The sequence below is a fragment of the Mesorhizobium sp. Root695 genome (assembly GCF_001428185.1).
Classification (GTDB): domain Bacteria; phylum Pseudomonadota; class Alphaproteobacteria; order Rhizobiales; family Rhizobiaceae; genus Mesorhizobium.
This window is the reverse complement of the sequence record NZ_LMHO01000001.1, coordinates 493,008-507,021: the sequence shown is the minus strand read 5'-3', so window position 1 is coordinate 507,021 and position 14,014 is coordinate 493,008. Positions and strand designations below refer to the sequence as shown.

Annotated in this window: 14 protein-coding genes; 7 read left to right on the top strand and 7 right to left on the bottom strand. The window is 63.0% G+C overall.

Features of this window, described 5'->3' with window-relative positions:
* Nucleotides 1-31: 31 nt before the first annotated feature.
* From ASD99_RS02475 to ASD99_RS02445, 7 genes are all read right to left on the bottom strand, one after another.
* The gene (locus tag ASD99_RS02475; protein ID WP_057142591.1) at nt 32-418 is read right to left on the bottom strand and encodes a hypothetical protein; all 387 of its coding nucleotides are present in this window, start codon (nt 416-418) and stop codon (nt 32-34) included.
* Nucleotides 419-589: 171 nt separating this feature from the next.
* Nucleotides 590-2,482 carry a heavy metal translocating P-type ATPase gene (locus ASD99_RS02470; protein ID WP_057142590.1) on the bottom strand — a complete coding sequence of 631 codons (1,893 nt, stop codon included), beginning with the start codon at nt 2,480-2,482 and terminating at the stop codon, nt 590-592.
* Between the two features lie 50 nt (nt 2,483-2,532).
* Nucleotides 2,533-3,480, bottom strand: a complete 948-nt coding sequence (locus ASD99_RS02465) for an FAD:protein FMN transferase (protein WP_057142589.1) — start codon at nt 3,478-3,480, stop codon at nt 2,533-2,535.
* Nucleotides 3,461-5,671, bottom strand: coding sequence for a PepSY domain-containing protein (locus ASD99_RS02460; RefSeq protein ID WP_057142588.1), 2,211 nt, complete (start codon nt 5,669-5,671; stop codon nt 3,461-3,463). The genes ASD99_RS02465 and ASD99_RS02460 overlap by 20 nt, the downstream gene beginning before the upstream one ends.
* Before the next feature lie 21 nt (nt 5,672-5,692).
* On the bottom strand, nt 5,693-6,163 hold the full coding sequence (locus ASD99_RS02455; protein ID WP_057142587.1) for a DUF2271 domain-containing protein: 471 nt from the start codon (nt 6,161-6,163) through the stop codon (nt 5,693-5,695).
* 190 nt (nt 6,164-6,353) lie between these two features.
* Nucleotides 6,354-6,689, bottom strand: coding sequence for a hypothetical protein (locus ASD99_RS02450; protein WP_057142586.1), 336 nt, complete (start codon nt 6,687-6,689; stop codon nt 6,354-6,356).
* Between the two features lie 122 nt (nt 6,690-6,811).
* A complete protein-coding gene (locus tag ASD99_RS02445; RefSeq protein ID WP_057142585.1) occupies nt 6,812-7,180 on the bottom strand; it encodes a PepSY domain-containing protein in 369 nt (122 codons plus the stop codon).
* 145 nt (nt 7,181-7,325) lie between these two features.
* On the opposite strand from ASD99_RS02445, the gene ASD99_RS02440 reads away from it, so the two are divergent.
* The 7 genes from ASD99_RS02440 (at nt 7,326) to ccoO (ending at nt 14,005) form a co-directional block, all read left to right on the top strand.
* Nucleotides 7,326-7,985 carry a response regulator transcription factor gene (locus ASD99_RS02440; protein ID WP_056590150.1) on the top strand — a complete coding sequence of 220 codons (660 nt, stop codon included), beginning with the start codon at nt 7,326-7,328 and terminating at the stop codon, nt 7,983-7,985.
* Entirely contained in the window at nt 7,982-9,313 is a 1,332-nt protein-coding gene (locus ASD99_RS02435) for an ATP-binding protein (protein ID WP_057142584.1), read from the top strand. The genes ASD99_RS02440 and ASD99_RS02435 overlap by 4 nt, the downstream gene beginning before the upstream one ends.
* A 21-nt stretch (nt 9,314-9,334) precedes the next feature.
* A complete protein-coding gene (locus tag ASD99_RS02430) occupies nt 9,335-9,934 on the top strand; it encodes a M20/M25/M40 family metallo-hydrolase (RefSeq protein ID WP_320410752.1) in 600 nt (199 codons plus the stop codon).
* 403 nt (nt 9,935-10,337) lie between these two features.
* On the top strand, nt 10,338-10,508 hold the full coding sequence (locus tag ASD99_RS33060; protein ID WP_162256673.1) for a hypothetical protein: 171 nt from the start codon (nt 10,338-10,340) through the stop codon (nt 10,506-10,508).
* A gap of 602 nt (nt 10,509-11,110) precedes the next feature.
* Nucleotides 11,111-11,578 (top strand): RrF2 family transcriptional regulator, encoded by a 468-nt coding sequence (locus ASD99_RS02420; protein WP_056589746.1) that lies wholly within the window; start codon nt 11,111-11,113, stop codon nt 11,576-11,578.
* A 23-nt stretch (nt 11,579-11,601) separates the two neighbouring features.
* Nucleotides 11,602-13,245: a cytochrome-c oxidase, cbb3-type subunit I gene (gene ccoN, locus ASD99_RS02415; RefSeq protein WP_057142581.1), complete on the top strand. Its 1,644-nt coding sequence runs from the start codon at nt 11,602-11,604 to the stop codon at nt 13,243-13,245.
* A gap of 4 nt (nt 13,246-13,249) precedes the next feature.
* Nucleotides 13,250-14,005: a cytochrome-c oxidase, cbb3-type subunit II gene (gene ccoO / locus ASD99_RS02410; RefSeq protein WP_057142580.1), complete on the top strand. Its 756-nt coding sequence runs from the start codon at nt 13,250-13,252 to the stop codon at nt 14,003-14,005.
* Nucleotides 14,006-14,014: the final 9 nt, after the last annotated feature.

Below are 14,014 nucleotides of genomic sequence, written 5' to 3'. Positions count from 1 at the left end.
GAGTGCGGGGGAACGATGCAAACAATGGTGCTCAGTCGGACGGTCCCGCACCGGGGCTTCCGACATAGATGAGCGAGTCATACAGGTTTCGCATCTCCGAGCTCAGAAACTCCGGGAGCTGCGAAAGTGGCTCGGGCTTCCTTCCTGTGCGAACGGCATCGGCTAGCAGCGCCAGTGCGAGGTTGATCTCTTTTTCACCGTCCGGGCCAAACAGCTTGCGAGCCTTTTCAGGGGCCGCATCGGCTCCCGCATTCTCCAGCGACCAGCAGGTGGCGAGCACTCGATAGGCGAGGCGTTGAGCGGCGACGACCGCAGGCCATGCCCGCTCGGCCGCATGGCGGTGCCATGGTGAGGCGCCAACACTGGCATCGTAGGCCTGGAGCAGTACGATGGTGCGGTGCTGAAGATCGCGGCGCATCCGGCGGGGGACGGCAGTCCGGCCATCAATACCACGCCGCCACCGCACGCCGCTGTGGCTGCGGCGACGACGAGGCCGGCAGTCGGGGTGGTCTCCTCATTGACGCCCCGAGGAAGCGATGCAGCCAGCCGATACGATGCACCAAATGCATTTCTGAGTGGGATAGCCCGATCATTCAGCACCATGGTCTTCGACTGATGTGTGATCTTGCCCCCAGGCCGGCCCGTTCCTTGGCGATATTCGAAGCGCGCGCAGCGCGTTCAGGATGACCGCGACATCGATTGCCTCCTGCAGGAGTGCACCCTGTACTGGCGTGAGATAGCCAAGTGCAGCCGCAATCATACCGGCCACCGAAAGGCCAATTCCCGCCACGACACTTTCCAGGGCGATCCGGCGCGATCGGCTGGCCACTTCCAGTCCCGAAAGCAGCCGACCAAGATCGTCAACCAGCAGAACGACGTCGGCAGCCTCGGCGGAAGCGGCCGCCCCACGGGCTCCCATAGCCACGCCGATATCGGCAGCGGCCAGTGCCGGAGCATCGTTCACGCCGTCGCCGACCATCATTACCAGCCCGTTCTTGCGCTCCGTCAGCACCAGAAGCACCTTCTGGTCTGGCGTCAGTTCGGCCCGAACGCCATCGAGGCCGAGCCCGTCGGTCACCGCCTCGGCGACGGCACGCCGATCCCCGGTGGCAAGCAGTATCCGCCCGATGCCATGGCGGCGAATGCCGGCAAGGAACTCAGCGGTCTCCGAACGCAAGGCGTCCGCAAGGACCAGATTTCCGACAAGTCGGCCGTCCACCGCGACGGCGACAAGCACAAAACCGGCTTCCGCCCCATGATCGCGCATGCTGCCCCTTCCGATGTGGCGCGTAACGAAGCCTGTCCCGCCCACGACAACGGAACGGCCATCCACCCGCGCCGCGACACCCTCCCCCGGGATCTCTTCGATATCGGTCGGCACCGGCAATGCGATGTCTCGCGCGCGTGCCGAGGCGACGATCGCTTGCGCCATGGGATGCTTCGAACCCTGGTCGGCTGCCGCGGCCAGGTAAAGCACCTCATCAGGCGGCACGTCCGCGCACGTATCTATCGACACGATCTGTGGGCGTCCGTCCGTCAGCGTGCCGGTCTTGTCGAGGATCAGCGTTCGCACTTGCGCAAGCGCCTCAAGTGGTTTCGCGCCCTTGATCAGTACCCCGAAATGCGCCGCTCGCGACAGCCCTGCGACAAGAGCGACAGGAACTGCGAGGATGAGCGGACACGGCGTGGCCACGACGAGTACGGCCACGGCCCGAATTGGGTCGCCGGTTAGCCACCACGCCGCCGTCGCAAGTGCGACGGTGATTATGAGGAACAGGACCGAGTAGCGGTCCGCCAATCGCGACATCGGGGCCTTCGAGCGCTGCGCCTCGGCCACCAGACGGACAATCCCGGCATAGGTGCTTTCCGCGGCACGGCGGGTGGCTCGCAGGTCAAAGACTTCGCCTGCATTGGTCGAGCCGCTCATAACCTCTTGGCCGCGCATCAGTTTCACAGGCATCGATTCACCCGTCATGGCCGACTGGTCGAGCACGGCGCGCTCGCTTTCGATGTCTCCGTCGACGGGCGCGACATCTCCCTGCCGAATCAGGAGAAGATCGCCAGGTACGATTTGATCGAGTGGAACCTCATCCAATGCGCCGTCACGGTGCCGGGTCGCCGTACGCGGGACGCGCGCGAGGAGGTCGCGCATCTCGCGGCGGGCGCGGCCTTCGGCAAAGCTCTCGAGGAATGTGCCTCCCGAATACATGAGAGCGACGACGGCCGCTGCGAGCGTCTCGCCGAAGACGAGCGCGGCCGACATGGACAGGGCCGCCACAATGTCGAGGCCGACCTCGCCCCTCCACAGGCTTCGAACAATCTCGACGATGAGCGCCGCCAGGACAGGAATGACGCCCGCGACCCACACCATGTCGGCGAGTTCAATCTTCCCGGCGACCCTCAGACAAATACCCGCAGCCAGGCCAGCGAGTGCAACCGCCAGAATGGCTATCTTTAACCTCTCGCTGCCTTCCCCGCTCATCTGCCCTTCAGTTCCCCTAGTTCATGTTGCACAACCTCGACAGGCGGCTGCTATCCGAAAAGCCGTCCCACGGCCGTCGGTCGCAATCCTCCTTCATCGCGGTCGAGGAAAAGCGCGTCCAATCCCATCCTACGGGCCATCGCCGCGCCTTCCAAGCTGCCCTTGACCATCAATGCGGTCGCCCATGCATCGGCTTCCATGCAGGTTGCAGCCACCACGGTTACCGAAGCCGGGGAGGCAACCAGCGGCCCGCCGCGTCGGGGATCCATCGTATGCGATAGTCGCTGGCCGGCGACCTCGACCCAGTGACGATAGTCGCCAGAAGTGGCAACCGCGGCACCTTCCAACGCGAGGATTGAAGATGGCGCGCGGCGGACATGGTCTGGGCGTTCCACGGCAACTGTCCAAGGGCTGCCGTCTGGCTGCAGGCCGAGCGCGCGCAGGTCGCCGTCGATGCCGACAAGCGCGCCGGGGATGCCAAAGGCTTCGATGACCTCGGCCATCTTGTCGACGGCATAGCCTTTCGCGATGCCCGACAGATCAAGGGCCATCCGCGCATGCTTGCGAACGCGGCGACCCACGGCGTCGACCTCCAGCACCTCGTGCGCGGGCTGGCGATGGGCTGCGAGTGCGGTACGGATACGCGTCGGGTCGGCCGGGGCAGGCCCAAATCCCCATGCAGCAACCGCGTCGCCCATGCCGATGTCGAAGGCGCCGCCGGAAAGACTTCCTATCCGCAGACCGAAGGAGAGCACCTTCGCCAACTCGTCAGGCACTTCAACCCAGACTCTTTGCCCAGCGACGTTGAGACTCATCAGGTCGCTGTCCGGCTTCCAGGTCGACATCTGCCCATCCACCTTAGCCGCCGCCGCTGCCAGCGCCACTGCCACCGGCCGCGCATCAAAACCCCTCGGCATGTTGAACAGGGCCGACCACCGGGTACCCATGGTTGGTCCGTTCAGCGCGTGGCGGGTAAGATCAGTAAACGTCTTCGACATAACACCCCTCGGCTTTCAGCAGTTCGGGGGTCAAGCCAGCCGGGGCAAGGATGTCGGCCAGTGCGCGGGCGACCCCGGTGGCCATCTCGCGACCTCCGCACACCATCACCTGCGCCCCCTCGGCGATCAGCCTCGTCAGGCGCGTGCTGTCGCGGCGCAGCGCGTCCTGGACATAGGCCCTGGCAGCTGTACGCGAGAAAGCAGTCGTGACCGAGGCCAGCCGTCCCTCGGCCTGCCATCGCGCCAGTTCCTCGCCGTAGAGGAGGTCGCTGTCGGGATGGCGGGCCCCGAAGTAGAGGTGCATTGCCCGACCTTTGCGGTTGGCCCGCGCAAACCCCGCCAGTGGCCCGATGCCCGTGCCCGCTCCAATCAGCACCACCGGAGTTTTCCCGCGCCCGAGGCGGAATTCCAGATTGCGACGGACGAAGGCATCGACAGCCTGTCCGGGCAGAAGGTCCATCAGCTGGCCCGAGCAGAGGCCGCCCGGATGTTTCCGCACGCAGATTTCGATGAAGCCGTCGCGGCTGCCCGACGCAAGCGAATAGAAGCGCGGAAGCGTCGAGCCTTGCGGCAAAATGCCGAGCAGATCTCCCGCGGCAAAGTGCGGCATGCCGCGCCTGGTCAGCCGTTGCCAGAGCCTCGCGCGAGGCAGTGCAAAACGCAGGATCGTAGTCGGTGCTTGCACCTCTGCTCCATAGTCGCGTCGCGAGACCAGGGTGAACGCTCGCGACCGGGGCGGTTTGGGTTGGTGGTTGAGCATCAATGCAATCCCCAGCACCCGGCCGAAGGCATGGCCCCAGCGAGCGAAGTCCTGGGGGGATTGGCGGTCGACCACATCCAGGGGCAGAAGCTGAACCCAGCCCTTTGCTTCGGCCGCACGCACGACGTTGTGTGCATAGCCACAGAAGTCGCGAAACTGCCGGTCGCCGAATCCGACGACGGCGAGCGGAAAGCCGGGCGACGTGGGCAACGAGGCGAGACGATCGAGGAACCCCTTCGCCGATCCGGGCGCTGCGCCGTCGCCATAGGTTGCGGCGAGCACGACGACCCGCGCCGCGCGGCTGTAGCAGGAGGGTGAGAAAGCCGACATCGGCGCCACATGAACCTTCTGCCCGGCCGCGGTGAGCGCGGCATGCAGCGTGGCGGCGAAGCCCCAGGTGCTCCCGCCCTCGCCGCCAACCAGAAGGACCGTATCAGCCTGTCCGGGCGCTGCATTGGCCTTGATGCACGGCCGCCCGCGCCGTCCGATGGTCCACAGGAAAACGCCAGTCCCCGCCATGACGGGCACGCCTAGCGCCATGAAGCCCAGAACGATGCCGAGCGCAGCAGCCCCGCGGCCGGTGTGGAGCATGTAAATCGTCTCGGTGACCCAGTCCCAGACGCCCAGGTCGGCCCAGGCAAGGAGGGCGCCAGTTCCCTGGTCGATATAGCCTTGGCCTTCACCCGTCTTCAGCGTGAAGACATCCTTTGCGTCGCCCGGGTAAGGGAAAGTCAGTTCGCGCAAGCCAGACGCCGGCGTCTGGCGCAGCACAGCCATCTCCGCAGCCGGATAGTCGGTCCGCCCGGAGACGGAGGTCGTCATCGGCGGTGCGCCCGGTCCTTCGGGGAGGAGCCCGAAGGTGGAAGCTGTCATCCAGAGTGCGGTCACTGAGGACAGCAAGAGCCCAGCGGCGGAAATGCGCGCGATCTCCACGTGCAGCCTCCCCCAGAATGGTCCCCTCAGCGGCGAGAAGAATCGCCGCCAGCCGCCTGTGCGGCGCGCCGCCAGCAGGAGGCCGGAAACCGTGAGGGCAAGCATCGCCGCCGCCCCGGCTGCCGCCACAAACCGACCGGCATCACCGAGGAAGAGCGACCGGTGGAGGTTCGTCAACCAGCGTTCGAACGCAGACTTTTCGGCAGCTCCGATCCCTCGGCCGGTGGCGGGGTCGATAATGGCTGCGCCGGCACTATCGCCTTCTCGATACCAGGCGGTAATCCTGCCCGAGGGTGCCCGCTTGATCTGTTCAACCCTGGGGTAAGCGGCCGCAACTCGGGCGGCGAGCTCGGCGACGCTGAGGTCAGCCTCTTGCTGGGCGGGCGTTGCCACAACTTCGACTGCCGGCAGGACCGACAACGCCGCGCCGCTCAAAGCGAGCACCACGATCAGAACTGCGGCGACAAGGCCCGGCAGCCTGTGCAAAGAGCGGATCATGTCGTTCTCCTTCGCTCAATCTCACATGTCGTAGGTAAAGTTCGCTATGTAGCGACGGCCGGCGGTAGCTTTGCCCGCACCCGCGGCAGTAAGCGGCACGACAATTTCCGAGGGGCTGTCGCGCATGTCCTCTGCGGCGGCGTCAATGTGCAGCGCATAGCCGGCATCGAAGAGCGTGTCGGCTAGGTCAAGGGTGATGGAGAGCGCCCGCCCCGCGCCGACGCTTGCCCCCGTGATCCCGTTGATCTCGGCCGAATTGCCTCCGGTGGCGCGGTACCAGTCACTCAGGTGCTGATGATACTTCGACTTGCCGCCGGCCATCCACAAACTGCCGGCATAGGCTCCATTTGCATCCGTGACGTAGAGGGCGAGGTAGGCACCGTTGCCGCCGTAATTCGTCAGATTGGTCGTCAGCGTCACGGGGCGTGCGAGAGCCATGCTGGGAAGGGTGAGCGCCGTGGTGAGGGCAAGGGCGACCAGAAGAGATTTCATGATGAGTTCTCCATCAAGGATTGCGACGAGGGGAAAATGCCGCTTCCAGCTGATGCTTTCCTGATGGTGCGAGCCTTTTCGCTTCAGCTTGCCGTCAGCTTCACAACTGGCAGAAGGTCCCTGAAAGCGCGACCCCGCCACCGGGCATCGGGGCAGGGTCGCAAGCAGATCAATCAGGCCGGTATATGCGTCAGTTGACCTTGACTCGCGGAACCGGACCGTCGCCGAACAACCCGTTCACAGGCGGCGCAACGGTGCCTGCTGGTGCCGGGTTCGAGGCCGTCCCGGTAGCGTCGTCGTCATCGTCTTCACCATCGTCGTCGGTACGGCCGTGCTTTCGGTACTCATGATCTTCATCATCGTCATCGCTGGCCAGGATGGTCGCGCCGCGATCAGCAACTTCCGCAACCTTGTCAGCGACGTGGCTGAACGTGTTGCCGGCGAACGGTCCAACGGTCGCGGCCGCCGCGATGGTTACAACCGCGCCGATGGCGGTCGCGGCAAGAAGGGCAAGTGTGAGTTTCATGCTAGGTCTCCCATGTTGTGGATGGGAAAAGAATTGCCGCCTATCCTGAGCGCTTGCTGAAGAATGCGAGAAATTCGCTTCAGCTACATGTAAGGAAAGTACGCAGCCTCAGCCCTAGACCATCAATCTTCCGTCGGCGTCGCCACCGGGCCCGGCACCGCGACACCATTCTTCGGAACGGCTCCATTCGGCGCGCTGGGGCCTGACCCACCGCGATCGTCGTCCTGGTATTCGAGGGAAACGACCTTGAGCGTAGCAGGATCGACGATGGCTTCGACAGGCCGCCCGGAGGCGTCCAGACCGCGGATTTCGTAGCAGCCGTCGTCGATCTTGATCCGACGGACGGTCCATCCCTGCTTCTCGGCCATCCGCTGGACGGATTCGGGAGGCTGCCAGTCCGTCATCGGCACGCTGCAGCCTTCATCGGCCATTGCCGCGCCGACTCCGCCGAGTGAGGCTAGAAGCGTCAGCATTGTCAGGCCATGCGTCATGGCTCAAACTCCTAAAAGGGGCGCGCGGCCATTTCCTGCACCCTAAAGCTGACGGTCGCCTGAAGCCAGCGCGCCCTTTGCTTCAGGTTTCCTTCAGCCTGGAATGAAAAGACGGATGGCACAGACAGGGGCGGAACCAACAGGCATGCGCATCCTCCTTATCGAAGACGATACCGTGTTAGGCGCTGCCGTCCGCGATCAAGTCCGAGCAGACGGTCATTCGATCGACTGGTTCACGCGCCTCGATGAGGCGCGCGAGGCGCTGGCCGTCGCCGCCTATGACCTCGTCCTTCTGGACCTGATGCTGCCCGATGGTCGCGGCATCCCCTTTCTTCGGTCCTTGCGAGCGAAGGGAGACGCCAGCCCCGTCATCGTACTGACGGCGCTTGACCAGGTGTCGGACCGGATCGAGGGGCTCAATGCCGGAGCCGACGACTACATCGTCAAGCCCTTCGACCTGGCGGAACTGTCGGCGCGCATCGGCTCGGTGGCACGGCGCTATACCGGCAATCCAAACCCGATCGTGACGCTAGGCCCGCTGGACATCGACCTTGCCGCCCGCTCCGTGCACAAGGATGGTCGTGCCGTACCACTTACAGCTCGCGAATGGGCGCTTTTTGAAGCCTTCGTGCAGCGGCCGGGGCAGCTTCTCGCCAAAGCGCAGCTGGAAGAGCGACTTTATTCTTTTGGCACCGAGGTGGAGAGCAACACCATCGAAGTGCATGTAAGCCGGCTCCGCAAGAAGCTCGGCCACAACATCATCAAGACAGAGCGCGGCCTTGGCTATCGGTTGGGAACGGCATGAAGGCTCCCCGCTCGCTCGAGGTCCGGCTCGCGCTCGCCATCGGACTAGGCGTAACGCTTTTCTGGATAACCGCTGCGACCATCACCGCGAACATCCTTCGCAATGAAATGAACGAGGTTTTCGACTCGGCGCTGGAGGAGACGGCGCAACGCATCCTGCCGCTCGCGGTACTCGATATTGTTGGTCGCGAGGAACAGGGGCTTACGCAGCGGATCGCGACGCTGCGCCGGCACAATGAGTATTTCACCTACGTCGTTCGCGACGCCCAAGGCCGCGTGCTTCTCAAATCACACGACGCCGACGAGTCCGTCTTTCCGCCCTATCAGGGCATGGGCTTCCGCGACTCCGCCACGCATCGGCTTTATTACGATGCGGCTTTGCAGGAGACGGTCACGATCGCGGTAGCCGAACCCCTCGAGCACCGAGCGGCGGTCGCGCGTAAAATGCAGGGCGCACTCGCATTGCCGCTGCTGATCATGATCCCGCTCAGCCTTGTCGCCATTTTCGGCGCCGTTCGGCTGAGCTTCCGGTCGGTACGAAGATTGAGAACTGACCTCGCCGCGCGCAGCGCTCAGGACTTGTCGGCGGTGGCGGAGACCGGTCTTCCTGGCGAAGTCGCACCCATTGCGGCAGCGGCTAACCAGTTGCTGCTTCGTTTGAAGGAAGCGTTCGAAGCCGAACGCAGTTTCACGGCGAACGCCGCGCATGAGCTTCGAAACCCCATCGCCGGGGCTATCGCCCAGGCCCAGCGGCTGCAGGTCGAGACGACCGATCGACAGGCGGCGCAGCGGGCCGCCGATATCGAGGTAACACTCAAACGGCTGGCCAGGCTTTCGGAGAAGCTGATGCAACTCGCCCGTGCTGAAGGCGGCAGGCTCAGGGGCGACAGGCCTGCCGACCTGTGCCCAATCCTGCGGCTGATCGTGGCCGATTTCGAGCGAGCCGGAGCGACAAACCGACTGGATCTCAACCTGCCATCGGAGCCTGTGTTGTCGGATATCGACCCTGATGCCTTCGGAATACTTTGTCGCAACCTGATCGAAAATGCGCTGAGACATGGCAAACCCGATACCCCGGTCGCAATCACGCTGGGGGCGGACGGACGGCTTCTCGTCACCAACGAGGGACCAGTGATCCCGGCCGAAATACTCGCGCGGCTGACGTCACGTTTCGAGCGTGCGGCAATCTCGGGTGAAGGCAGTGGACTGGGTCTCGCCATCGTGAGGACCATAGCCGAGCGTGCTGGCGGATCGCTCGTGCTGCGCTCGCCGAGCACCGGGCATGGGACCGGGTTTGAGGCTGTGGTAACTTTGCCAACGGGAGCGTAACGGCGCGTCGGGCGATAATGTATCGAAGTTTCGTCCATCGGGATGCATGCGGCCCAACCGCAGAAAGGCGTTGATGTTATTCTGACCGCCGGACACATCCTCGTCGCACTTCAGCAGATTTCCGCGCGAAATACCGACCCGCTGGATGCAATCGTGGTAAGCGCCACGCAAATTCATGGTGGTGATGCCTACCATGTCTTACCGAACAAGGTCACCATCCGGGGTACTGTGCGGGCATTCTCTCCCGACGCGCGCGCGGCAGCCGAGCCGGCGGTGCGGCGCATCGTGGAAGGCATCGGGCTATCGACCGGCGCGCAGTGCAAGGTTTCCTATGTCCAGCAATATCCGACGCTCATCAATTCGCAATCCGCTGCCCGATCGGCAGAGGCCGCGGGATCGTCGGTGTTCAACAAGATCGAGACAAACCCGCCGCAGACGATGATCGTCGAAGACTTTGCCTTCATGCTCCAAGACCGACCCAGATGCTATGGCTGGATCGGCAATGAACCGGACGATATTGGCCGCATACTTCACAGCGCGTGGTTCGATTTTAACGACGAAGCACTGCCCTTCGGGGCTTCCTACTTTGCCTCACTGGTTGAAGCAAGGCGGAACATTTGATTGGCGGGTCCGGTCACATCGGCCCGCGCCTGCGCATCGGTAGAACAAGCAGGCTGTTAGGCCAGTGATTGGAGATGCGATTGAGGAGGTTCTGTCGCAAACTTTTTTGAAGGCTCCAGGATGCAGAAAATTATTCCATCCAACGGACGCATTCGCTCCTGGCTCGCCCACTATCGCTGCTCGTTCAACGGTCAAACAACCGCTTGAGCCATCGGCAGCCCGACGCGGCTTCAGCCTTCCCACATCCTCGTCAGAGGGCGCGAAGGCCTCCGTCCGGGTGTGTCCAGGAACCGCCGGAGTCGCCGCCTCGACGCTCTCGGTTGATCTTTGACCGGGTCGTCAGCGTCAGTAGATATTAGTCTGGAAATGGATGGGGGGTCGACTTGGCAACGTGCAGGGTCCAGTGTTTGTCAGGCGCGGCGGCTTCATGATGGTGGTAACTGTGACCCAAACGATGGGCAAACCTTACGATCCGATCGCAGCGCTTGCGTTCATCTTCGGCGTGATCGTTGTAGTCGCTAGCCTCGGCTCGCTACTGCTGACCCTTCTCGCGGTTGTCGGCGTGCCGCTGTAGCCGCGACGGCTCGATGAAGTCTGCACGGCCGCAACTTGGGCGCTCCCGGCAACGCCAGCCAAGCGCCGTGGCTTTTATAATTGCCCTCGTTTGCGGTGAGCCGAAGCGGTGTCTCGTGACGTTCGTTTCTTGCGGAAGGCTTTGATCGATCGTAAAGTGGTATTTCAGATGCCAATTGATGGTTATTCCCGAATGCCTGCTCAACCTCTCGACAGAGTCCAGCCCGCTGCAGAGCAATCCCTGATGCACCCGCAAGTAGACAGGATGTCCATAAGTCGGCTGGTCCGCTCCTTCTACGTGCGGGCTGAAGCTCGCCTCGGCCGGATCTTGGCCCGGCACATTGTCAGCGATTGGAAGCCCCATCTGGAGAAAATGCTCGACTTATGGTGCTCGGTCATACTCAAGGCCGACGCCCCTCAAGCTGAAGGACGTCTTCGTAGACGACTCCGAGATATGGCTCGGGCACGAGAGACGGCGCTCAAACTTTGCGAGCCTGAGGTAGCGACTGTGTTCATCGACCGCGCCGAACGCAACGCGCAGAGACTGAAGGTCGGCATGTTCGTTCACCTGCCGCGAGGCGACCCCGCGTCGAGGCAACCGACATGCGGATGACGCTACAAACCGATTATGCACTGAGAATGCTAATCTATCTTGCGATCCATGATCGGCGGCTGAGCACCGTGAACGACGTCGCCGAGAGCTACGGCATATCGCGCAATCATCTTCTCAAGATCGCCCTGAGGCTGCGGAACATGGGACTCCTGTCGACAGCCCGCGGCCGCTCGGGAGGCATCCGTCTGGCGATGACGCCGGACAAGATCAATGTCGGGACAGTGGTGCGCAACCTCGGTGATGACTTTCCGATCGTCGAGTGTATGAAAGCCGACGCGGGCCGTTGTGTCCTATCGCCGACTTGTCGCCTGAAAGGTGTCATCAGGGACGCGCTCGGCTCATACCTATCTGTTTTTGACAAGTTCACGCTGGCGGATCTGGTTGCGAACCGATCGCAACTTGCGGTCGTGCTTGACGCACATAAGCTGGCCGGCGATCCTGCAGGTCAAGCGGCATGAACCGAGCGTTGCAAGGGAAAAGCATGGTCGCGCAACTTACTTCGAGTGAAAGACAATATTGTGCCGTCATCCTGATTCTGATGGTGATCGTGGGCGTCGCCATGGCAGCGCTTGGCAAGTCCGATCCGCTCGGCGTGCACGGCGTCATCGTGATTGTCTACAGCGGCGTCCTGCTTTACCTGGTCCTGTCGGCATTCTACGGCCCCGAACCGCAAGAGGACCGGCAGGCCAGCTATTACGACGACCCGATCAAGGTCGGCATCGCGCTTTCCATGGCCTGGGCCGTGTTTGGCATGTTCATGGGCGTCTGGGTTGCCTCCCAGCTCGCCTGGCCGAACCTCGCCTTCGATGCCGCCTGGTCGACATTTGGCCGGTTGCGGCCCACCCACACCACGGGCGTTATCTTCGGCTTCGGCGGCAACGCGCTGATTGCCACCTCCTTCCATGTCGTGCAGCGAACCTCGCGGGCGCGACTCGCCGGGCAGATCAGCCCCTGGTTCGTGCTGTTCGGTTTCAACCTGTTCTGTCTGCTGGCGGTGAGCGGCTACCTGATCGGCGTCACCCAGTCGAAGGAGTACGCCGAAGCCGAATGGTATGCCGACCTCTGGCTGGTGATTGTCTGGGTCTCTTATTTCATCCTCTACATCCGTACGCTGGCGCGCCGCAAGGAACCACATATCTACGTCGCCAACTGGTACTATCTCGCCTTCATCCTGGTGGTCGCGATTCTGCACATCGTCAACAATCTCGCCATTCCGGTGTCTTGGGGGCACGCCAAGAGCTACACCATCTGGGCCGGCGTGCAGGATGCGATGGTGCAATGGTGGTACGGCCACAATGCGGTCGCCTTCTTCCTCACATCGGGCTTCCTGGGGATGCTTTACTACTACCTGCCGGTGCGTGCAGGGCGGCCGATCTTCTCCTACCGGCTGTCGATCCTCAGTTTCTGGGGCATCACCTTCTTCTACATCTGGGTCGGCTCTCATCATCTCCATTATACGGCCCTGCCGCATTGGGTGCAGAACCTCGGCATGACTTTCTCGGTGATGCTTCTGGTGCCTTCATGGGCGTCCGCCGGCAACGCGTTGCTGACGCTTAACGGCGCATGGCACAAGGTGCGCGACGACGCGACGCTGCGCTTCATGTTTGTGGCCGCCGTCTTCTATGGCCTGGCGACTTTCGAAGGCTCGTTCCTTGCCATCCGGCCGGTCAATTCTCTCTCCCATTACACCGACTGGACGATCGGTCATGTCCACGCCGGCGCACTCGGCTGGGTGGCGCTGATCACCTTCGGCTCGCTCTACACGCTTGTTCCCGCACTGTGGAAACGCCCGGCCATGTATTCGGCGACGCTTGTCGAGGTCCATTTCTGGCTCGCGCTCGCAGGGACCCTGATCTACGTTTTTGCGATGTGGAATTCCGGCATCATCCAAGGTCTGATGTGGCGGACCTACACTGAAGACGGAACGCTCACCTATTCCTTCGTCGACACGCTCGTGGCGATGTATCCCTATTATATCGCGCGCGCCTTCGGCGGCCTGCTGTTCCTGCTCGGCGCGATTGTGGCCTGCTACAATATCTGGATGACGGCGCGCGGCGCGCCGGCCGCCGCCGTCGTCGGCGATGGACCGGCCCAGTCCGGCGTCGCGCCTGCCCCTGCGGAGTGAACCGATGCCTGAACTGTTCCACCGCAAGCTCGAACGAACGGCAATCGGCTTCGTGCTGGCGATCATTGCCGCGGCCAGCGTCGGCGGTATCGTCGAGATCGCGCCACTCTTTACCATTCACCAGACGGTCGAGGACGCGCCGGACATGCGTGTCTACACGCCGCTCGAACTGGCCGGCCGTAACATCTACGAGCGCGAAGGCTGCTATGCCTGTCACAGCCAGATGATCCGCACGCTGCGCGACGATGTCGAGCGCTACGGTCCCTATTCGCTCGCGGTCGAATCCAAATACGACCATCCGATGCTGTGGGGATCGAAACGCACCGGCCCCGATCTCGCTCGCGTTGGCGGCAAGTATTCCGACTTCTGGCAAGTCGCGCACCTGACCAACCCGCGCAGCGTGGTGCCCGAATCCAACATGCCGGCCTATGCGTTTCTGGAGCGCACACCCCTTGAGATGGACGATCTGGGCCAACATCTGGCGGTGCTGCGCGAACTGGGCGTGCCCTACACCGATGATATGATCGCCAATGCCGCGCGCGACGCTTACGGACAGGCGACGCCGGACAGCGATTTCGCCACGGGCGTCGTCAAGCGCTATGGCGAAGCGACCGATGTGAGTGCATTCGACGGCGTAACGACGGAAGTCACGGAGATGGACGCGCTGGTGGCATATCTGCAGGTACTCGGACGTCTGACGGATGCGGCAAGCCGCGAGCAGGCGGCTGGCGCGCCCCAAGTCGGCGGCAACGGGGGTTGAGGAGCGAAC

Bases quoted from the DNA above. Each gene is read 5' to 3' on its own strand.
- ASD99_RS02450 (WP_057142586.1), bottom strand. From the start codon at position 6,689: ATGAAACTCACACTTGCCCTTCTTGCCGCGACCGCCATCGGCGCGGTT.
- ASD99_RS02475 (WP_057142591.1), bottom strand. From the start codon at position 418: ATGCGCCGCGATCTTCAGCACCGCACCATCGTACTGCTCCAGGCCTAC.
- ccoO (WP_057142580.1), top strand. From the start codon at position 13,250: ATGCCTGAACTGTTCCACCGCAAGCTCGAACGAACGGCAATCGGCTTC.
- ASD99_RS02420 (WP_056589746.1), top strand. From the start codon at position 11,111: ATGCGGATGACGCTACAAACCGATTATGCACTGAGAATGCTAATCTAT.
- ASD99_RS02435 (WP_057142584.1), top strand. From the start codon at position 7,982: ATGAAGGCTCCCCGCTCGCTCGAGGTCCGGCTCGCGCTCGCCATCGGA.
- ASD99_RS02455 (WP_057142587.1), bottom strand. From the start codon at position 6,163: ATGAAATCTCTTCTGGTCGCCCTTGCCCTCACCACGGCGCTCACCCTT.
- ASD99_RS02470 (WP_057142590.1), bottom strand. From the start codon at position 2,482: ATGAGCGGGGAAGGCAGCGAGAGGTTAAAGATAGCCATTCTGGCGGTT.
- ccoN (WP_057142581.1), top strand. From the start codon at position 11,602: ATGGTCGCGCAACTTACTTCGAGTGAAAGACAATATTGTGCCGTCATC.
- ASD99_RS02445 (WP_057142585.1), bottom strand. From the start codon at position 7,180: ATGACGCATGGCCTGACAATGCTGACGCTTCTAGCCTCACTCGGCGGA.
- ASD99_RS02440 (WP_056590150.1), top strand. From the start codon at position 7,326: ATGCGCATCCTCCTTATCGAAGACGATACCGTGTTAGGCGCTGCCGTC.
- ASD99_RS02465 (WP_057142589.1), bottom strand. From the start codon at position 3,480: ATGTCGAAGACGTTTACTGATCTTACCCGCCACGCGCTGAACGGACCA.
- ASD99_RS02460 (WP_057142588.1), bottom strand. From the start codon at position 5,671: ATGATCCGCTCTTTGCACAGGCTGCCGGGCCTTGTCGCCGCAGTTCTG.